We start from the raw sequence: 18,963 nt of genomic DNA, 5'->3' as shown, positions 1-18,963 counted from the left end.
GCTCAGTGCCCCCCGGCTGCCGCTTGTGAATCGGCCACCGAAGAACCCAGGTAGGCCTCCTGCACTTGTTGGCTGGCACGCACGGCATCGGGCACATCGTAGGCGATGACTTCGCCATACACCACCACGGCAATCTTGTCGGCCAGACCAAAGACCACGCCCATGTCGTGCTCCACTGTCAACAGGGTTTTGCCGACCGTCACTTCCTTGATCAGCTGGATGAAACGGCTGGTCTCCGACTGGCTCATGCCGGCCGTCGGTTCGTCCAGCAGGATGACGTTGGCGCCGCCGGCAATGGTGATGCCGATCTCCAGCGCTCGTTGCTCGGCATAGGTCAGGTTCACGGCCAGCACATCACGTTTCTGGTCCAGCTTGACCATGGCCATCAGTTCATCCGTTCGCGCATTGGCATCGTCCAGATGGGCCAGAAATTTTAAAAAAGTGTACTTGTAGCCCAGACTCCACAACACGCCGCAGCGCAAATTTTCAAACACACTGAGCTTGGGGAAAATATTGGTGATCTGGAAACTGCGGCTCAGCCCCATCCGGTTAATCTCAAACGGTTTTTTGCCGTTGAGACTCAGGCCATTGAGCCGCACTTCACCGCTGCTGGGCGCAAAGCGGCCGCTGATCAGGTTGAACAAGGTGGACTTGCCCGCGCCGTTGGGGCCAATGATGCCGACCCGCTCACCGGCCGGAACGCGCAGATTGATGCCGCGAATAATCTCGGTCTTGCCAAAGCTCTTGCGCAAGTCCTTCAGTTCCAACGCAAAGGTCATGGCGCTTTCCTTTGTTTGATTTCTTGTTCGATGCTGTCCTGAATCAGACCCCACTCGCGGGCGAACTGTCGACGGCAAAGCTCAAACAGACCCAGGCCAGTCAACATCACAAAAACGGAACCAAACCAGCTGTTCACGCCCTTCGAGTCCAGCGTGGCGCCCAGGAACGTCAACTCCGGGCCCAGGGCGGAATTCAGCTGCAGGTGGTAGACCATCTCGATCATCGCGCCAACGCCGATCAGCGCCACCCCGGCCGTGAAGGCCAGGGCCAGATAGCTGACCCAAAGTTTGCGCAGGTAGCCCCCTGCCGCCAGCCGCAGATTCATCATGAACAAAGAGGCCACGCCACCGGGCGCGTACATCACCATGAACAGGAAAACAAAGCCCAGGTACAGCAGCCAGGCCTTGGTGAATTCGGACAACAGCACAAACGCCAGCACCATCAGAATGGCACCAATAATCGGGCCGAAGAAAAAGGTGGAGCCGCCCAGAAAAGTGAACAGCAAGTAAGCGCCCGAACGGTAGCCGCTGACGACTTCCGAGGTCACAATTTCAAAGTTCAACGCCGCCAGACCGCCCGAAATTCCGGCAAAAAAAGCCGCCACGATAAAAGAGAAATACCGAACTTTCTGCGTGTCATAACCGACGAATTCCACGCGTTCCGGGTTGTCCCGCACGGCGTTCAACATGCGCCCCAACGGGGTGCCGGTGAAGGCAAACATCAGGGCCGTGCAGACGAAGGTGTAGATGGCGATCAGGTAATACAACTGAATCTGCGGCCCGTAGGTAATACCCAAGATCGAGCTGCCCGTCACACGGTTGCCCGAGACCCCGCCCTCGCCGCCAAAAAACTCCGGAAACATCAGGGACATGGCCCACACCAGTTCGCCGATGCCCATGGTGATCATGGCAAACGGCGTCGCGGCTTTCTTGGTGGTCACCCAACCCAGAAGAATGGCAACCGCCATGCTGGCCAAGCCCCCCACGATGGGGATCAGGCTCACCGGCAGCGGCAAGCCACCCGTCACCAGATTCAGGGTATGAATGGCCAGGAACGCGCCCATCCCGGAATAGACCGCATGACCAAAGCTCAGCATGCCCCCCTGCCCCAACAGGATGTTGTAGCTGAGGCAAACGATGATGGCGATCCCCATTTGACTGAGCATGGTCTGGCTCAGGCTGCTGGTAAAAATCAGGGGCACTGTCAGCAGGACCACGGCATACAGCGCCCAGACCAGAACGCGACCGAACCTCAGTGACGGGAACCCATTCATTTGGCGACTCATGAATCAGCCCTCCCGCGTGCCGAGAAGGCCCTTGGGCCGAAAAATCAGGATTAACACCAGAAACAGATAGGGCAGGATAGGTGCCACCTGGCTGAGCTTGAGATTTAACAGCGCATAGCCCGGTGTCGCAGGCGTCAGCATGACACCCAGCGTCTGCAGCGCCGACAGCAAAGAAGCGTCAATGGCGACAGCAAAAGTTTGAAGAATACCAATGAGGAGCGAAGCCAGAAAAGCGCCCGCTAACGAGCCCATCCCACCCACCACCACCACCACAAAAATGACACCGCCCACCGAGAACGCCATGCTCGGCTCGGTGACATAGGCATTGCCCCCAATCACGCCCGCCAAACCGGCCAGCGCACAACCGCCACCAAACACCAGCATAAAGACACGCGGCACGTTGTGCCCCAAAGCCTCGACCATCTCGGGGTGCGTCAGCGCCGCCTGAATTACCAGGCCAATCCGGGTCCGCGTCAGCAACAACCAGATCGCCAGCAACATCAACAGCGCCACCCCCATCATGAAGGCCCGGTACATCGGGAATTGCGTCCCAAAGATGGTGAACAAGGGACCGTCCAGCGCCACCGGCACGCGGTAATCAACCGAACTGCGGCCCCAGACCAATTGCACCAACTCCAGAATGATGTAACTCAGGCCAAAGGTAATCAGCAGTTCCGGGACGTGACCGAACTTGTGCACCCGGCGCAGGCAATAGCGTTCAAACGCAGCGCCCAGCAGCCCCACCAGCAAGGGTGCCAACAACAACGCGGGCCAGAAGCCCACGACGGAGGTCACGGTGTACGCCAGGTAGGCGCCCACCATATAGAAGGAAGCGTGCGCAAAGTTCAACACGCCCATCATGCTGAAGATCAGCGTCAACCCGGAACTCAGCATGAACAGCAGCAAGCCGTAGCTGATGCCGTTCAGCAGTGAAATAGTAAAGAACTCCATGCAGCAATCGTAAAGAGGGAAAAAGAAGCGCCGAAAAAAGCCGGGCAATGAAAAGCGTACCCGGCTTGTTGGCCGAAGGGCTTTAGCCTGGGCGCTTCATCTGGCAGCTGGTAGGCGTGCTGGCCACATACGCTTCAATGTACTTGACGGGTGCAAACGTATAGCCTGTTTTTTCGACGCTGTAGGGATTTGTCTTGTCCACTTTTTGCCATTTGGAGATGTAAAGCCCCTGCTGCATTTGGTGGTCCGACTTGCGCATCTCCGAGTCGCCGTTGAAGCCCTTGAACTTCAGTCCCTCCATCGCGGCGGCGACTTTCATCGGGTCGGTCGACTTGGCTTTGGCCATGGCCTCGGACATCAAGACAATGCCGTTGTAGATGGAGAAGGTGTAGAAATCATCGCCGAACTTTTTCTGAAAATCATTCATGATGACGCCCAACTCACCGGGGTAGTTAGAGTGGTTGTAGGCAATCTGGTACACCTCGACATCACCACCCGCAGCCAAGGCGGTCGGCGTGCCAGAGACGCCAGCGTAATAAGCGTAGATTGGCAGTTTCAATCCGGCATCATTCAGCGCCTTGACCAGCAGCGTCATGTCTTGCCCCCAGTTCCCTGTCACGATGGTGTCAGCGCCCGACTGCTTGATCTTGGCCACATAAGGAGCGAAATCCTTCACCTGTCCGAGTGGCACCAGGTCATCGCCGACGATTGACGAATCGGGGCGCTTGCTGGCCATGCCCGCCTTGAAATACTTGGCCACCTGCTGACCATGCGAGTAGTTCTGGTTGATAAGGTAAATCTTCTTGACCTTGGGCTGATCCTTCATGAAAGTGGTCAGCGCCTCCATCTTCATCGACGTGTCGGCATCCAGACGGAAATGGGCATAGCTACACTTTTCATTGGTCAACGCAGGGTCCACCGCCGCGTAATTGAGGAAGATGACTTCCTTGCCGGGATTGCGCTCGTTGTGCTTGGCCACGGCATCGGCCAGTGCCAGCGCCGCACCCGAACCATTGCCTTGCACGATGTAGCGAAAGCCCTGATCAACGGCGGCCTTCAAGGTATTTTGGGCTTCCTGCGGCGAGCCTTTGCTGTCCATGCCGACAATTTCGAACTTGACGCCCGCTGCGTTTTTGGCGCCGTTCAGACGCTCTGCAATGAACTGCCAGCCCTTGAGCTGGTTTTGCCCCACATTGGCCATTGGCCCGGACAGGCCTTCGATCATGGCAATTTTGACGGTTTCACCCTTTTGGGCAAAGGCACCACCGACGGACAAAACGGCAACCGTGGCTGCAACAATTTTCACTGCAAATTTCATGGACATCTCCTGAGATTCAATCTATCAACACTCGTCCAGCGTACGAGTATTTGAGCGTCGCACCTCAAGGGATTTCCCGTAGAGTGAATCACCCATGCGACAGGCCAGGTGACTCGAAAGGGCCGCAACAGGCACCTCCCGAGTTCCTGTTGGCGCAGATCAGGCGCCAGGCAGCTTGTAGTCCTTGAGCAACTCGCGCAACTTGGTCTTCTGCATCTTGCCGGTGCCACCCAGGGGAATGGCGTCGACAAACACGACGTCGTCTGGAATCTGAAACTTGGCCGTTTTACCTTCGTAAAATTTGAGCAGCTCCTCACGCGTCAGGTCGAAGCCCGGCTTCTTCATCACGGCGATGATGGGACGTTCATCCCACTTGGGATGCTTCATGCCAATGCAGGCGGCCATCGCCACGGCAGGATGGGCCATGGCGATGTTCTCCACGTCAATCGAGCTGATCCATTCGCCCCCGGATTTGATAACGTCTTTGCTGCGGTCGGTGATCTGCATGTAGCCATCCGGATCGATCGTGGCCACGTCGCCGGTCGGGAACCAGCCGTCCACCAGCGGTGAGCCGCCCTCGCCTTTGAAATACTCGCTGATGATCCACGGCCCCTTGACCAACAAGTCGCCATAGGCCTTGCCGTCCCAGGGCAGCTCATGGCCATCGCCGTCAATGATCTTCATGTCTACGCCAAAAATGCCGCGTCCCTGCTTGAGGCGGACCTTCATTTTTTCTTCCGAGGTCATCGGCAGATGCTTGTTCTTGAGCGTGCACACGGTACCGAGCGGCGACATTTCCGTCATGCCCCAGGCGTGCAGAACTTCGACTCCATAGACGTCGTTGAAAGCGGTGATCATGGCCGGTGGGCAGGCCGAGCCGCCAATCACCGTGCGCTTCAACGAGCTGAAGCGCAAGCCACCCGCCTGCATGTGACTCAACATCATTTGCCAAACGGTTGGCACACCTGCTGCAAAAGTTACTTTTTCGCTTTCAATCAGCTCAAAGATGGACTTGCCGTCCATCGCCGGCCCCGGAAACACCAGCTTGGCGCCCGTCATGGCTGCGGAATACGGCAAGCCCCAGGCATTGACGTGAAACATGGGCACCACCGGCAACACCGAGTCGCGCGCACTCATGCACAAGGAGTCCGGCAAGGCGCCGGACAAAGCGTGCAGCATGGTGGAACGATGGCTGTACAAGGCGGCTTTCGGGTGGCCCGTGGTGCCGCTGGTGTAGCACATGCTGGAGGCCGAATTTTCATCAAACGAGGGCCACTTGTAATGACTGGATTGCGCGCCGATCCAGTCTTCGTAACTCACCAGACCGGGAATGCCGCTGTCCGCCGGGAGTTTGTCCGCATCGCACAGCGCCACAAAATGTTTAACGGTGGTGCAGCGGCTGTGGATGGCTTTGACGATGGGCAGAAACGACATGTCAAAACACAGCACGGTGTCTTCGGCGTGGTTGGCAATCCAGGCGATCTGATCCGGGTGCAGGCGCGGGTTCAAGGTGTGCAGCACACGGCCCGAACCGCTCACGCCAAAATACAACTCCAGATGGCGGTAGCCGTTCCAGGCGAGTGTGGCCACCCGGTCACTGAAACCCAGTTTCAAATCATCCAGCGCATTGGCAACCTGCCGGGCGCGCGTGGCGACATCCTTGTAGGTATAGCGATGAATATCCCCTTCGACCCGGCGCGAGACAACCTCGCCTTCACCATGGTGGCGCTCGGCAAATTCGATCAGCGACGAGATCAATAACTGGTGGCTTTGCATCAACCCAAGCATGAAGAAACTCCTGAATAATGGTGAAATTGAGGGCTCATGGTACTGCGGATTACCGGCCAATAAACGCCTGCCGTCTCCTGCATGACACGGGCATCCGCCGCTCCCCCACAGCGCACATTAGCCGCCCGGCCCGCGCCCCCGGCACCGATAACCCTGCAAGCTCTGTGCAGGGCCTGACTGCGAGACAATTCGGCCATGACTACGGCTACAAAAAACTTCAGCACCCTCGATGTGGGACTGACCTGGCACAACAGCTTTGCCAAACTGGGCCAGCATTTTTACACCCGGCTCGCACCCCATTCACTGCCTGAGCCCTACTGGGTGGGGCGCAGCGTTGCGCTGGCCCGTGAGATGGGCCTGATGGAGTCGTGGCTGTCGTCGCAAGAACTGCTGGAGGTGCTGTCGGGCAACCAACCCATGGCGGGCACGCAGCCGCTGGCCAGTGTTTACAGCGGTCATCAATTCGGCCAGTGGGCCGGCCAACTGGGCGATGGCCGGGCCATTTTGCTGGGCGAGACCAGCCTGGGGCTGGAAGTGCAACTCAAAGGTGCCGGGCTCACGCCCTATTCCCGCATGGGCGACGGACGGGCCGTGCTGCGCTCCAGCATCCGCGAATTTTTGTGCAGCGAGGCCATGCAGGGTCTGGGTATTCCGACCTCGCGGGCTCTGTGCGTGACCGGCTCGGATGAACCGATCCGCCGTGAAATGATCGAGACAGCGGCGGTGGTCACCCGGGTGGCGCCCAGCTTTGTGCGCTTTGGCCACTTTGAGCATTTTTCACACCGTGGCCAGCATGAGCAACTCAAAGTTCTGGCCGACTATGTGATTGACCGGTTTTACCCGGCCTGCCGCTCGGGCGACAAATTTGCCGGCAACCCGTACGCCGCCTTGCTGGAAGCCGTGAGCGAACGGACCGCGCTCATGGTGGCGCACTGGCAGGCGGTGGGGTTCTGCCATGGCGTGATGAACACCGACAACATGAGCATTCTGGGCCTGACCATCGACTACGGGCCGTTCCAGTTTCTGGACGCCTACCACCCCGGCCACATCTGCAACCATTCCGACCATCAGGGCCGCTACGCCTTCAACAAGCAGCCCAACATCGCCTACTGGAACCTGTTTTGCCTCGGACAAGCCCTGCTGCCGTTGATTGAAGACCAAGAACTTGCCATTGCCGCGCTGGAGTCCTATAAAACCGTTTTCCCCAATGCCCTGGAAAAACTGATGCGCGCCAAGCTGGGTCTGCTGGAGATTGATGGCTCAAACTCAACCGAAACGCTGACGCAGGACCGGGCGTTGACCGAGGACATCCTGAAACTGCTGGCCCAAGACCGGGTCGACTACACCATCTTCTGGCGGCGCCTGAGCCATTCCAGCGCCGGGACTGACACCGACGCGGTGCGTGACCTGTTTCTCAACCGGGACGCGATCGACGCCTGGCTGCTACGCTATTCAGAGCGGCTTGCGCAGAACCCACGGGGGCTAGTGGCTGATTTGATGCTAAAAACCAACCCGAAGTTCGTGCTGCGCAACCATTTGGGCGAACAAGCCATCAGAAAAGCGAAACTTAAAGACTTTTCGCAAGTCGATACCCTGCTGCTGCTGCTTGAATCCCCCTTTGAGGAACATCCGGGGTTTGAGGAGTACGCCGATTTCCCGCCCGATTGGGCCAGCAGCATCGAGATCAGCTGCAGCTCTTGAACCAACCTTCCCAAAAGAGAAACCCGTCATGACCTACAAAATTGAAAAAACCGAGGCCGAGTGGCGAGCCCTGCTGGCGGACAAAGGCGCTGAGCCGCTGGCCTTTGAGGTCACACGCCATGAAGCCACGGAACGCGCCTATACCGGCCGCCTGGAAGGCAACACGGCCCCTGGCATCTACACATGCATTTGCTGCGACAAACCCTTGTTTGATGCCAGCACCAAGTTTGAATCCGGTTGCGGCTGGCCCAGCTATTTCCAGCCCATCGACGAAGCGGCGGTAGAGACCAAGGTCGATGGCCAGTTGCGGATGCAACGCACCGAGGTGCATTGTGCCGACTGCGGCGCCCACCTGGGCCATGTGTTTGAAGACGGCCCGGCGCCGACCGGCCTGCGCTACTGCATGAACTCCGCTTCGTTAAACTTCACCCCTAAATGAAAATACTGATCGACTTCTTTCCCATCCTGCTGTTTTTCGGCAGCTACAAGCTCTACGACATTTATGTCGGCACCGGCGTGCTGATGGCCGCCACCGTGCTGCAAATGGCCTTGATTTACGTCATTGACCGCAAACTGACGGTCATGCACAAGATCACGCTGGCCCTGGTACTGGTTTTTGGCGCGTTGACCCTGGGGCTGCACGATGACCGCTTTATCAAATGGAAGCCCACCGTGTTGTATGCCGCCATGGCCATCGGCCTGGCTCTGGCGGTTTGGGTGTGGAAGAAAAACTTTCTCAAACTGATGCTCGGCAGCCAGATGGAATTACCCGATTCGGTGTGGATGCGGCTCAATGTCGTCTGGGTTGCCTATAGCGCGTTCATGTCACTCATCAACGCCTACGTGGCCGCCTACTACAGCACGGAAGCCTGGGTCAACTTCAAGCTCTGGGGCTATGCGTTTCCACTGATCTTTATCGTTGGCCAGGGTTTCTACATTTCGCGTTACCTCAAAGTCGACGAACCCAAGGCCCCGAATCAACCATGACACCGACCTCCCCCTCATCAGCACCCACCGCACAATTGCTTGAGCAGCGTTTGCGCGAAACGCTTCAACCCATCTCGCTGGAAGTGGTGGACGAGAGCTATCAACACAACGGCCACGCGGGATCCAACGGCACCGGCGCGGGCACCCACTTTCGGGTCCGTGTTACGTCACATTTTTTTACAGGCAAGTCCGCCGTCATGCGCCACCGCCTTGTGTATGATTCACTGCAAGACTTCATCGATCAGGGCTTGCACGCCTTGGCCATTGAAGCCCACTTACCGCCAGTTTGAACTTGATCATTGATAACTTGTCACTTAGGGAAACGATTCGAATGAAAATGAAACTTTTATCCGCCATTGCCACTGCCACCATGTTGTGCACGATGGCTCCGGCTGTGTTGGCGCAAAACGTGGCCATCGTCAACGGCAAAGCGGTACCTAAATCGCGTGTCGACGCACTGGCGCAGCAGATCGCCCGCTCGGGTCGTCCGGTGACGCCTGAAATGCAAGGCCAGCTCAAGGATGAAGTGATCGCCCGCGAAATTTTCATCCAGGAAGCCCAGAAACAGGGGCTGGACATCACCGAAGACTACAAAACTCAACTCGAACTGGCACGCCAGACGATTCTGATCCGTGAACTGTTTGCCAATTACCAAAAAGCCAACCCAGTGACCGATGCCGAAATCAAGGCCGAGTACGACAAGTTTGCAGCCGCCAACGGTGGCAAGGAATACAAGGCCCGCCACATTCTGGTGGAAAAAGAAGACCAGGCCAAAGCCATCATTGCCCAATTGAAAAAGGGCGGCAAGTTTGAAGAAATTGCCAAGAAATCAAGCAAAGATCCAGGCTCTGGCGCCAACGGTGGTGACCTCGACTGGGCCGGCGCTGGCAACTACGTTGCTGAATTCTCGGAAGCGCTGACCAAGCTGACCAAGGGCAAGATGACCGAGACCCCGGTCAAGACACAATTCGGCTATCACATCATTCGTCTGGACGATGTCCGTGATGCCCAGTTGCCCAAGTTTGACGACGTCAAGCCGCAAATTGCTCAGCAGTTGCAACAACAAAAGATGGCCAAATTCCAGGAAGAATTGCGCGCCAAGGCCAAAATCGAATAAGCCTGCCAGCTACTTCTCTAAAAACGCGGCTTGATGCCGCGTTTTTTTTCGCCTTTATTTTGCGAACCAACCGAACGTCGCCAAAATTTGATCAAAAAAGCGAGCGTGGCTTGCGCAGCATGGCTTGACGATACCCGAGCAATAGGGGAACAATTTAAATGCTCAGTTTCATCCATCTACGAGGGAGTTTTTAATGGCGACAACCACCACGGCGAAGAAAACAATCAGTACACCCAAAGCGGCCAAAACGGTCGCCGCCAAAACCAGGGTCAGGCTTAAGGCCCCTGCGGCAAAAACCAAAATAAGTGCAACCACCAAGACCGCCACCCTGAAACAGGTGGCCACCCAGAGCCGCAGAAAAGTAAGCTCCGTGGTGCATATGACGCGGGACGCCTCGTTCAAATTGATCGATGCCCAGCGCTCAATCTGGCTCGCGGGTCTGGGCGCGCTGGGCAAGGTCACCACCTCGACCGGTATCAAAGGCGAAAAAGCCTTTGAAGCCCTAGTCAAGGCCGGGGAAAAGATTGAATCGCAAGCGCGTGGCGCCATCGACTCCAACGCCGACCGGCTCAAGCTCCGCATCAACGACGCCACCCAAGTGATGGACCAAGGCATCGACACTGTCGGCGATGCTTTCGATGCACGGGTCAAACAGGCATTAGCCCGTTTGGGCTACCCAAAAACCAGCAAGACCAAGAAGTAAGTGCTTGGCCAGACGCCAAGCGCGCACTGCTCCGACGGACTCCATTCACAGGGGTGCACGAATGGGATTGATTCTTTTGCAGACCCAATTTCAGATTGATTTGCGAAATCACAATCGGTTTTCTCGTCTGACGAGCAACCTTCCCTCTTCACATCAGCATCAGGAGTGGCGACATGGCAGTTTGGTTTGAGCTCAACAAGAGCAGCAACGGTCAGTTCAATTTCGCTCTTAAAACGGAGAACGACCATGTCCTTCTGAGAAGCGAGCAATACGAATCCAAGGCGTCGGCCCAAAGCGGCATCGCTTCGATCCAGGCCAACTGCGCCTTGGAGGCCCGCTATGAAAAGAAGCTTGCCTCAGACGGCAAACCCTTCTTCAACCTGAAAGCGGCCAAACACCAAATCATCGGCACCAGCCCGATGTATGGCTCGGAGCAGGCCAGAGATGACGGCATTGCTTTGGTCAAAGCCAGCGGCGCTGGCACGACAGTCAAAGACAACACTTGACCTCTTGCAGGACGGCCTTCGAGGTCAGGTGAGTCGCAGTAAGCACCGCGCCGGCATGCCGGCGCGGTCCGTTCCTGTCGAACGTTAGCCCACCCAGCGTCTGGCGTTTCGCCACAACTGCATCCAGGCGCTGAACGCGGCTGGATCGCCATTGGTCCAACTCATTTGGATGTTGCGGAACACGCGCTCGGGGTGCGGCATCATGGCGGTGAAGCGGCCATCGGCCGTGGTCACCGCCGTCAAACCGCCCGGGCTGCCGTTCGGGTTGAACGGGTAGGCTTCGGTGGCGGCACCGTGGTTGTCGGTGAAGCGCATGGCGGCGATGGCTTTGGCGGCATCGCCCCGGTACTTGAAGTTGGCGAAGCCTTCGCCGTGTGCCACAGCAATCGGCAAGCGGTTGCCGGCCATGCCGGCGAAGAACAGCGACGGCGATTCCAGCACTTCGACCATGCTCAGGCGGGCTTCAAAACGCTCGCTCTGGTTGGTGGTAAAGCGCGGCCAGTCTTGCGCGCCAGGGATGATGTCGGCCAGTTCAGCAAACATCTGGCAGCCGTTGCAGACACCCAAGCCGAAGGTGTCGGTACGGCCGAAAAAGCCTTTGAACTGGTCGGCCAGACCTGGGTTGAAGGTGATGGAACGCGCCCAGCCAATGCCTGCTCCCAGCGTGTCGCCATAGCTGAAACCGCCACAGGCCACCACGCCCTTGAAATCGGCCAGGTTGGCGCGGCCACTTTGCAGGTCGGTCATGTGGACGTCAAACGCTTCAAACCCGGCTTCGGTAAAAGCATAGGCCATCTCGACGTGCGAGTTGACGCCCTGTTCGCGCAGCACCGCCACTTTGGGCCGGGACAACATGAGTGCTGGACTCGCTACTGATTTAGTAGCTGCTTGCGCAATATCGACGGGGGCTAGAGGCTGATTTGATACTAAATGAACATGCATGCCCGGGTCCAGCGGATCGCCAGCGGCGGCGTGCTCGGCATCGGCACAGGCCGGGTTGTCGCGTTGCTGGCAAATCTTCCAGCTGGTGTTGTCCCAGACCTGATGCAGGTCTTGCAATTTGGCGCTGAACACCGCTTTGGCATCACGCCAGACCTGCACCTCACCGACACCGGCCTGGATGGTCGAGTCAGCGGGACGGGTTTTGCCCACCACATGGCTGTATTTGCTCAAGCCATGCTCGCGCAGGGTTTGCATCACTTCGCTGCGCTGCGCCGTGCGCACTTGCAGCAGCACGCCCAGTTCTTCGGTGAACAGGGCTTTCAGTGTCAATTCTTCGCGCCGGGCGCTAACCTGGTTTGCCCAGTTTTTGCTGTCACCATAGTCGGCGCGGCTGTCGGTGATGCCATCGCCTTCGGTGACCAGCAAGTCGACGTTGAGCGAGACGCCGACGTGACCGGCAAATGCCATTTCGCATGCGCTGGCAAACAGGCCGCCGTCGCTGCGGTCATGGTAGGCCAAAATTTGGCCCTGGATGCGCATGGCGTTGACGGCGTTGACCAGGTTCACCAGGTCTTGCGGATGGTCCAGATCGGGCACCTCATCGCCCAACTGGCCCAGTGTTTGCGCCAACATGCTGCCGCCCATACGGTTTTGGCCGCGGCCCAAGTCAATCAACACCAACGTGGTGTCGTCGGTTGCGTTCAGTTGTGGCGTCAAGGTGCCGCGCACATCGGCCAGGGTGGCGAAAGCGGTGACGATCAGGGACACCGGCGAAGTGACCTTTTTGGCGCCCTTCTCGTCCTTCCACTGCGTGCGCATGGAGAGCGAATCTTTGCCAACGGGAATGGAAATACCCAGCGCCGGGCACAGTTCCAGCCCGACGGCCTTCACCGTGGCATACAGCGCAGCGTCTTCACCGGGCTCACCGCAAGCGGCCATCCAGTTGGCGGACAGCTTGACGCGTGACAACTCGAACGGTGCGGCCAGCAAATTGGTGATGGCTTCCGCCACCGCCATGCGACCGGAAGCTGGCGCATTCACGGTGGCCAGCGGCGTGCGCTCACCCATACTCATGGCTTCACCGGCAAAACCTTTGTAATCCGCCAGGGTCACGGCACAGTCGGCCACCGGCACCTGCCAGGGTCCGACCATCTGGTCGCGGTGGCTAAAGCCGCCCACGGTGCGGTCGCCGATGGTGATGAGAAAGCGCTTGGACGCCACAGTCGGGCTGGCCAGCACGTCGATGCAGGCTTTTTGCAGCTCAACGCCGGTCAGGTTGACCGGGGTAAAGGTGCGTGCCACGGTGGTCACGTTGCGGTGCATTTTGGGCGGTTTGCCGAGTAACACGTTCATCGGCATGTTGACTGGAGACTCTTTATCCGCATCGACCAGTTCCAGCTGGCGCTCTTCAGTCGCCACGCCGATCACGGCAAACGGGCAACGCTCGCGCTCGCACAGAGCTTTAAACAGTTCCAGCGACTCGGGCGCGATGGCCAGCACGTAGCGTTCCTGGCTCTCGTTGCACCAGATTTCTTTCGGCGCCATGCCGGTCTCTTCCAACTGGATGGCACGCAAATCAAAGCGGGCGCCGCGCCCGGCGTCGTTGGTCAGCTCGGGGAAGGCGTTGCTCAAGCCGCCGGCGCCGACGTCGTGAATCGCCAGAATCGGGTTGCCGGTGCCATTCGGGCCGCCTTCATTGCCGAGCACCCAGCAATGGTTGATCACCTCTTGCGCCCGGCGCTCGATCTCGGGGTTGCCGCGTTGCACCGAATCAAAGTCGAGTTCGGCCGCATTGGCGCCCGTGGCCATCGAACTGGCGGCGCTGCCGCCCATGCCAATGCGCATGCCGGGGCCGCCGAGCTGGATCAGCAAACTGCCGGCGGGGAATTCAATCTTGTGCGTTTGCGTGGCGTCGATCACACCCAAGCCACCGGCGATCATGATCGGCTTGTGGTAGCCGCGCTGCTCTTCTTTCGCGGTGGGTGCACCTGTGGCATCGGCCACCGTGTAGCTCAAACTCTGCTCGTATTCGCGAAAGTAGCCCAGCAAATTGGGCCGGCCAAACTCGTTATTGAACGCCGCGCCGCCCAGCGGCCCCTCAAGCATGATCTCCAGCGGGCTGGCGATGTGGCCGGGCTTGCCGTAATTCGTGGCGGTCGGATTCTCCTGCTCCTTTGAATCCGTCGCGGAAATGGAGGTCTCAGCCCAATTAATTTTGGACACAGTAAAGCCGGTCAAGCCCGCTTTGGGTTTGGAACCGCGTCCGGTCGCACCCTCGTCGCGGATCTCGCCGCCCGCGCCAGTGGCGGCACCGGGGAAAGGCGAGATGGCGGTGGGGTGGTTGTGGGTTTCCACCTTCATCAGAATGTGGTTGGTAGCACTCTGTTTTTCATAGCTGCTTGCGCTTATTCCACGGGGGCTAGAGGCTGATTTGGCTATAAAACGTTCAACCTGCACGCCTTCCATCACCGAGGCGTTGTCCGAGTACGCCACCAGCATGTGCTGCGGGTTGGTCTGGTGCGTGTGGCGGATCATGCCGAACATGCTCTGGGCTTGCGCCACGCCGTCAATCGTGAACTCGGCGTTGAAAATTTTGTGGCGGCAGTGCTCGCTGTTGGCCTGCGCAAACATCATCAACTCCACATCGGTGGGGTTGCGCTGCAATTGGGTGAAAGCCTGTACCAAGTAGTCGATCTCATCACCGGCCAGCGCCAAGCCAAACTGGGTGTTGGCAACTTCCAGCGCGGCTTTGCCGCCTTGCAAAACGTCCACATGCGCCATTGGCGCCGGCTGCAGCTCGGTGAACAAACCGCAGGCTGTGGCGCGGTCAAACATCACGCTCTCGGTCATGCGGTCGTGCAGCAAGTCGCCGATTTGCGCCAGTTGCGCCTCGGACAAGCTGGGTTTACTCAGCAAACCGCTCTTGAGCGTGACGCGGTATTCCAGCACCCGCTCCACCCGTCTTACGCCTAAGCCACAGTTGTGGGCAATATCGGTGGCTTTGGAGGCCCAGGGCGACACGGTGCCAAAACGCGGCGTCACCACGATCAAGGCGCCGTCGGTGGGGCCCGCATAAGGATCGCCATAGGTCAGCAAGGCCGCCAGTTGCGCCTTGAGGGCTTGGGGCGGCTCGACATCGGACGTAACAAGGTGCACGTAGCGCGCGGCGACCCCGTTGATCTTGTCGTGGATGGCCTGCAGGCTCGGCAAAAGTTGCTGGATACGAAAACTGCTGAGAGCGCTGCCGCCCTCGATTTGGGTAATGTGCAGAGTCACTTTAGGGGCCTGGATTGGGGGGCTAACGGGATGGACGATCGGCTCAAGACGCTGATGCTGACTGGGCCCGTCCGTGAAAACCTTTGATTTTAACTGCCCGTCACAGCCGCCCCTCACGAAAAATTTCGTCCAATGGGATAATTGACCCCATGACTATCACTTACAAAGACGCCGAAGGCATTGCGGGCATGCGCGTAGCGGGCCGCCTGGCCTCAGAACTGCTGGACTACCTGACCCCATTCGTCAAACCCGGTGTGACCACCAATGAGTTGGACAAACTGGCCGATGACTACACGGTCAACGTGCAGGGCGCGATTTCCGCGCCGCTGAACTACGCGCCTTCCGGCCACAACCCCTACCCCAAGTCCATCTGCACCTCCGTCAACCATCAGGTGTGCCACGGCATTCCGAACGACAAACCGCTCAAGAAGGGCGATATCGTCAATGTGGACGTGACCGTCATCAAGGATGGCTGGCATGGCGATTCCAGTCGAATGTTCATGGTTGGCGAGGTTTCCGTGGCGGCCAAACGGCTATGCGCCCTGACCTACGAGGCCATGTGGCACGGCATTGTCAAGGTCAAGGCAGGCGCCTACTTGGGCGACATTGGCCACGCCATTCAGACCTTTGCCGAAGGCCATGGCCTGAGTGTGGTGCGGGAGTTTTGTGGCCATGGCATTGGTCGCAAATTTCATGAAGAACCGCAAATCCTGCATTACGGCCGGCCCGGCACGCTGGACCAACTCAAAGCCGGTATGACGATCACGATTGAGCCGATGCTCAACATCGGGCGCAAGGAAATCAAGGAAATGGGCGACGGCTGGGCCATCTCCACCAAAGACCGCTCGCTGTCAGCGCAATGGGAACACATGGTGCTGGTGACCGAGACCGGTTACGAGGTGCTGACCCTGTCTGCCGGCAGCCCGCCGATCCCGTCGTTCGTGCCCAAGCTTGCGCCGGCAGCCGAGCCTTCTTCAACTTAACGACCCTCAACGCGATGGATTGCAAAGCCAACGATGACTGACCTTCAAGCGTTGCGCAATCGCTATCGCGCTGACAAATCTGCCTTACTACAGTCACTGGCCTCCAGTGGCCCCTCGACCAGGGGGGTTCGCACCACGTTGGGCAAGCTGTCAGGTCTGGCCGACGCCACGCTGAAGACCCTGTGGCAGCAGGCGGGGTTTACCAGCCCTTTTGCCCTGGCTGCGGTCGGTGGCTACGGGCGCGGTGAGTTGTTTCCCTACTCCGATGTCGACGTGCTGGTGCTGTTGCCGGACGACCAGTCGCCGGACCACGATCCGCAGCTCAAAGCCCGGATCGAGGGTTTCATTGGCAGTTGCTGGGACGCCGGGCTGGAGATTGGCTCCAGCGTCCGCACCGTCGCCGAGTGCCTGAATGAAGCGGCCCGTGACGTCACCGTCCAGACCTCGCTGATTGAATCGCGCCTCATCACCGGCAACGCCGAGTTGTTTGCGGCATTTGAAAAAGCGTTTTTAGCGGCGCTTGACCCGCAAGCCTTTTTTGTAGCAAAAACACTGGAACTGCGCCAGCGCCACAGCAAGTTTGAAGACACGCCCTATTCGCTGGAACCCAATTGCAAGGAGTCGCCCGGCGGCCTGCGCGATTTGCAGGTGATCCTGTGGGTGGCCAAAGCGGCCGGCTATGGCGGCAATTGGGACGCGCTAGCCAAAGGCGGTCTGGCCACTGCCTTTGAAGTCAAGCAGATTAAGCACAATGAAGCGCTGCTGCGCCTGATTCGCGTGCGCCTGCATTTGATAGCGCAGCGGCGCGAAGACCGGCTGGTGTTTGACCTGCAATCCGCCGTGGCCCAGTCGTTTGGCTACGAAGCGCCCTCGCCCAGCACGGACCAACGCGCCTTTGTGCGCCCCAGCGAAGCCCTGATGCGCCGCTACTATTGGGCGGCCAAGGCCGTGACCCAGCTCAACCAGATTTTGCTGCTCAACATCGAGGAACGGCTCAACCCGTCCACGCACGAGCCGCGTCCGATCAATGCGCGTTTTTATGACAAAGCCGGCATGGTGGAGGTCGCCAGCGACGATCTGTACCAACGCGAGCCGCATGCCATTCTGGAAACCTTCCTGATCTACCAGACCACGGTCGGCCTCAAGGGCCTGTCGGCACGCACCCTGCGCGCCCTGTTCAACGCCCGTAACCTGATGGATGGCAAGTTTCGCAACGACCCGGTGAACCGCGAAACCTTCAAGCAGATTCTGATGCAGCGCGACGGCATCACCCATGCCATGCGGCTGATGAACCAGACCTCGGTGCTGGGGCGCTACTTGTGGATTTTCCGCAAAATCGTGGGCCAGATGCAGCACGACTTGTTTCATGTCTACACGGTGGACCAGCACATCTTGATGGTGCTGCGCAATGTGCGGCGCTTCTTTATTGTGGAGCACGCCCACGAGTACCCGTTTTGTTCGCAACTGGCCTCCGGCTGGGACAAGCCCTGGATTTTGTACATCGCGGCGCTGTTTCACGACATCGCCAAAGGCCGTGGTGGCGATCACTCGGAACTGGGCGCCACCGAGGTGCGGCGTTTTTGCAAACTGCACGCCATTGCGCGGGAAGATGCCAGCGTGATCGAACTGATCGTGCATGAGCACCTGACGATGAGCCGCATTGCGCAAAAGTCAGACCTGAGCGATCCCGACATCATCGCCGCGTTCGCCAAACGGGTCGGCAACGAGCGCAATCTCACCGCGCTTTATCTGCTGACGGTGGCCGACATTCGGGGCACCAGCCCAAAGGTCTGGAACGCCTGGAAAGGCAAGCTGCTGGAGGACCTGTACCGCCTGACCTTGCGGGCACTGGGCGGCCGCGCGCCCGACCGCGAAGCCGAAGTGGAAGCGCACAAGCGCGAAGCCCTGATTTTGCTGGCCCTGCATGCCTTACCGTTTGAAGCCCACAAAGCGCTGTGGGATACGCTGGACGTGGGCTATTTCATTCGTCACGACGCGGCCGACATTGCCTGGCACACCCGGCAACTGTCACGCTACGTGGGCACGGGCAAGTCCATCGTGCGAGCCCGCCTGTCGCCCTTGGGCGAAGGCTTGCAGGTGCTGGTCTACACCGCCGACCGGCCCGACCTGTTTGCCCGTATCTGCGGCTATTTTGACCAGGGCGGCTTCAGCATTCTGGACGCACGGGTGCACACCGCCAACAATGGCTATGCCCTGGACACGTTTCAGGTGATTGCCTCCGCCTTGCCGGAACACTACCAGGAGCTCACCAGCATGGTGGAGAGCGAATTGGGCCGCGCCATTGCCCAGACCGGCCCGCTGCCGCCACCGAGCCGCGGCCGGGTGTCGCGCCGGGTCAAGAGTTTTCCGATTGCACCCTGGGTCACCCTGCGGCCGGACGAAAAAGCCCAGCGCTGGCTGCTCAACATCTCGGCCAGTGACCGGGTCGGGCTGCTGTACTGCGTGGCCCGCGTGCTGGCCAAGCACAACATCAATCTGCAGCTGGCCAAAATTGCGACCTTGGGTGAACGGGTAGACGACACCTTTTTGATTCAGGGCGCCGAGTTGCAGCACAACCGGGCCCAGATTGAAATCGAGACCGAGTTGCTGGAAGCGCTGGCTTGAT

Annotated in this window: 15 protein-coding genes; 9 read left to right on the top strand and 6 right to left on the bottom strand. The window is 58.8% G+C overall.

Annotated features, from left to right (window positions below; genetic code table 11):
* Positions 1-2: 2 nt before the first annotated feature.
* From HHJ17_RS18000 to HHJ17_RS17980, 5 genes are all read right to left on the bottom strand, one after another.
* Positions 3-779, bottom strand: a complete 777-nt coding sequence (locus HHJ17_RS18000) for an ABC transporter ATP-binding protein (protein WP_296501908.1) — start codon at positions 777-779, stop codon at positions 3-5.
* The gene (locus HHJ17_RS17995) at positions 776-2,065 is read right to left on the bottom strand and encodes a branched-chain amino acid ABC transporter permease (RefSeq protein WP_296506752.1); all 1,290 of its coding nucleotides are present in this window, start codon (positions 2,063-2,065) and stop codon (positions 776-778) included. The genes HHJ17_RS18000 and HHJ17_RS17995 overlap by 4 nt, the downstream gene beginning before the upstream one ends.
* Before the next feature lie 3 nt (positions 2,066-2,068).
* Complete coding sequence (locus HHJ17_RS17990; RefSeq protein WP_296506750.1) at positions 2,069-3,016, bottom strand: branched-chain amino acid ABC transporter permease; 948 nt, start codon at positions 3,014-3,016, stop codon at positions 2,069-2,071.
* An 82-nt stretch (positions 3,017-3,098) separates the two neighbouring features.
* Positions 3,099-4,334 (bottom strand): branched-chain amino acid ABC transporter substrate-binding protein, encoded by a 1,236-nt coding sequence (locus HHJ17_RS17985; protein WP_296506748.1) that lies wholly within the window; start codon positions 4,332-4,334, stop codon positions 3,099-3,101.
* Between the two features lie 159 nt (positions 4,335-4,493).
* Complete coding sequence (locus HHJ17_RS17980; protein ID WP_296501904.1) at positions 4,494-6,122, bottom strand: 3-(methylthio)propionyl-CoA ligase; 1,629 nt, start codon at positions 6,120-6,122, stop codon at positions 4,494-4,496.
* Positions 6,123-6,317: 195 nt separating this feature from the next.
* Here HHJ17_RS17980 and HHJ17_RS17975 point away from each other — a divergent pair, with 195 nt between their 5' ends.
* From HHJ17_RS17975 to HHJ17_RS17945, 7 genes are all read left to right on the top strand, one after another.
* Positions 6,318-7,823 carry a protein adenylyltransferase SelO gene (locus tag HHJ17_RS17975; protein ID WP_296501903.1) on the top strand — a complete coding sequence of 502 codons (1,506 nt, stop codon included), beginning with the start codon at positions 6,318-6,320 and terminating at the stop codon, positions 7,821-7,823.
* 28 nt (positions 7,824-7,851) lie between these two features.
* Positions 7,852-8,262, top strand: a complete 411-nt coding sequence (msrB, locus tag HHJ17_RS17970; protein ID WP_296501902.1) for a peptide-methionine (R)-S-oxide reductase MsrB — start codon at positions 7,852-7,854, stop codon at positions 8,260-8,262.
* Positions 8,259-8,810: a septation protein A gene (locus tag HHJ17_RS17965; RefSeq protein ID WP_296501901.1), complete on the top strand. Its 552-nt coding sequence runs from the start codon at positions 8,259-8,261 to the stop codon at positions 8,808-8,810. The genes msrB and HHJ17_RS17965 overlap by 4 nt, the downstream gene beginning before the upstream one ends.
* Positions 8,807-9,100 (top strand): BolA family protein, encoded by a 294-nt coding sequence (locus HHJ17_RS17960; protein ID WP_296501900.1) that lies wholly within the window; start codon positions 8,807-8,809, stop codon positions 9,098-9,100. The genes HHJ17_RS17965 and HHJ17_RS17960 overlap by 4 nt, the downstream gene beginning before the upstream one ends.
* Positions 9,101-9,141: 41 nt before the next feature.
* Entirely contained in the window at positions 9,142-9,927 is a 786-nt protein-coding gene (locus tag HHJ17_RS17955; protein WP_296501899.1) for a peptidylprolyl isomerase, read from the top strand.
* A 193-nt stretch (positions 9,928-10,120) separates the two neighbouring features.
* Positions 10,121-10,630, top strand: a complete 510-nt coding sequence (locus tag HHJ17_RS17950; RefSeq protein ID WP_296501898.1) for a phasin family protein — start codon at positions 10,121-10,123, stop codon at positions 10,628-10,630.
* A gap of 173 nt (positions 10,631-10,803) precedes the next feature.
* Positions 10,804-11,136 (top strand): YegP family protein, encoded by a 333-nt coding sequence (locus HHJ17_RS17945; protein WP_296506746.1) that lies wholly within the window; start codon positions 10,804-10,806, stop codon positions 11,134-11,136.
* An 84-nt stretch (positions 11,137-11,220) separates the two neighbouring features.
* Here HHJ17_RS17945 and purL read toward each other — a convergent pair whose 3' ends face one another.
* Positions 11,221-15,354: a phosphoribosylformylglycinamidine synthase gene (purL, locus tag HHJ17_RS17940; RefSeq protein ID WP_296506744.1), complete on the bottom strand. Its 4,134-nt coding sequence runs from the start codon at positions 15,352-15,354 to the stop codon at positions 11,221-11,223.
* Between the two features lie 149 nt (positions 15,355-15,503).
* Between purL and map the strand changes: the two genes are divergently transcribed.
* Positions 15,504-16,337, top strand: a complete 834-nt coding sequence (gene map, locus HHJ17_RS17935; protein ID WP_296501895.1) for a type I methionyl aminopeptidase — start codon at positions 15,504-15,506, stop codon at positions 16,335-16,337.
* A 33-nt stretch (positions 16,338-16,370) separates the two neighbouring features.
* A complete protein-coding gene (locus HHJ17_RS17930; RefSeq protein WP_296501894.1) occupies positions 16,371-18,962 on the top strand; it encodes a [protein-PII] uridylyltransferase in 2,592 nt (863 codons plus the stop codon).
* Position 18,963 lies beyond the last annotated feature (1 nt).

It is taken from the genome of Rhodoferax sp. (assembly GCF_012927445.1).
Taxonomy (GTDB): Bacteria; Pseudomonadota; Gammaproteobacteria; order Burkholderiales; family Burkholderiaceae_C; genus Rhodoferax.
The sequence above is the reverse complement of the archived record's forward strand: the minus strand, read 5'-3'. Positions and strand labels throughout refer to the sequence as shown.

What these genes read in the sequence shown, in the direction of transcription:
- msrB (WP_296501902.1), top strand. Translation starts at nt 7,852, where the DNA reads ATGACCTACAAAATTGAAAAAACCGAGGCCGAGTGGCGAGCCCTGCTG.
- map (WP_296501895.1), top strand. Translation starts at nt 15,504, where the DNA reads ATGACTATCACTTACAAAGACGCCGAAGGCATTGCGGGCATGCGCGTA.
- HHJ17_RS17965 (WP_296501901.1), top strand. Translation starts at nt 8,259, where the DNA reads ATGAAAATACTGATCGACTTCTTTCCCATCCTGCTGTTTTTCGGCAGC.
- HHJ17_RS17960 (WP_296501900.1), top strand. Translation starts at nt 8,807, where the DNA reads ATGACACCGACCTCCCCCTCATCAGCACCCACCGCACAATTGCTTGAG.
- HHJ17_RS18000 (WP_296501908.1), bottom strand. Translation starts at nt 779, where the DNA reads ATGACCTTTGCGTTGGAACTGAAGGACTTGCGCAAGAGCTTTGGCAAG.
- HHJ17_RS17990 (WP_296506750.1), bottom strand. Translation starts at nt 3,016, where the DNA reads ATGGAGTTCTTTACTATTTCACTGCTGAACGGCATCAGCTACGGCTTG.
- HHJ17_RS17980 (WP_296501904.1), bottom strand. Translation starts at nt 6,122, where the DNA reads ATGCTTGGGTTGATGCAAAGCCACCAGTTATTGATCTCGTCGCTGATC.
- HHJ17_RS17930 (WP_296501894.1), top strand. Translation starts at nt 16,371, where the DNA reads ATGACTGACCTTCAAGCGTTGCGCAATCGCTATCGCGCTGACAAATCT.
- HHJ17_RS17950 (WP_296501898.1), top strand. Translation starts at nt 10,121, where the DNA reads ATGGCGACAACCACCACGGCGAAGAAAACAATCAGTACACCCAAAGCG.
- HHJ17_RS17975 (WP_296501903.1), top strand. Translation starts at nt 6,318, where the DNA reads ATGACTACGGCTACAAAAAACTTCAGCACCCTCGATGTGGGACTGACC.
- HHJ17_RS17995 (WP_296506752.1), bottom strand. Translation starts at nt 2,065, where the DNA reads ATGAGTCGCCAAATGAATGGGTTCCCGTCACTGAGGTTCGGTCGCGTT.
- HHJ17_RS17945 (WP_296506746.1), top strand. Translation starts at nt 10,804, where the DNA reads ATGGCAGTTTGGTTTGAGCTCAACAAGAGCAGCAACGGTCAGTTCAAT.
- HHJ17_RS17985 (WP_296506748.1), bottom strand. Translation starts at nt 4,334, where the DNA reads ATGAAATTTGCAGTGAAAATTGTTGCAGCCACGGTTGCCGTTTTGTCC.
- HHJ17_RS17955 (WP_296501899.1), top strand. Translation starts at nt 9,142, where the DNA reads ATGAAAATGAAACTTTTATCCGCCATTGCCACTGCCACCATGTTGTGC.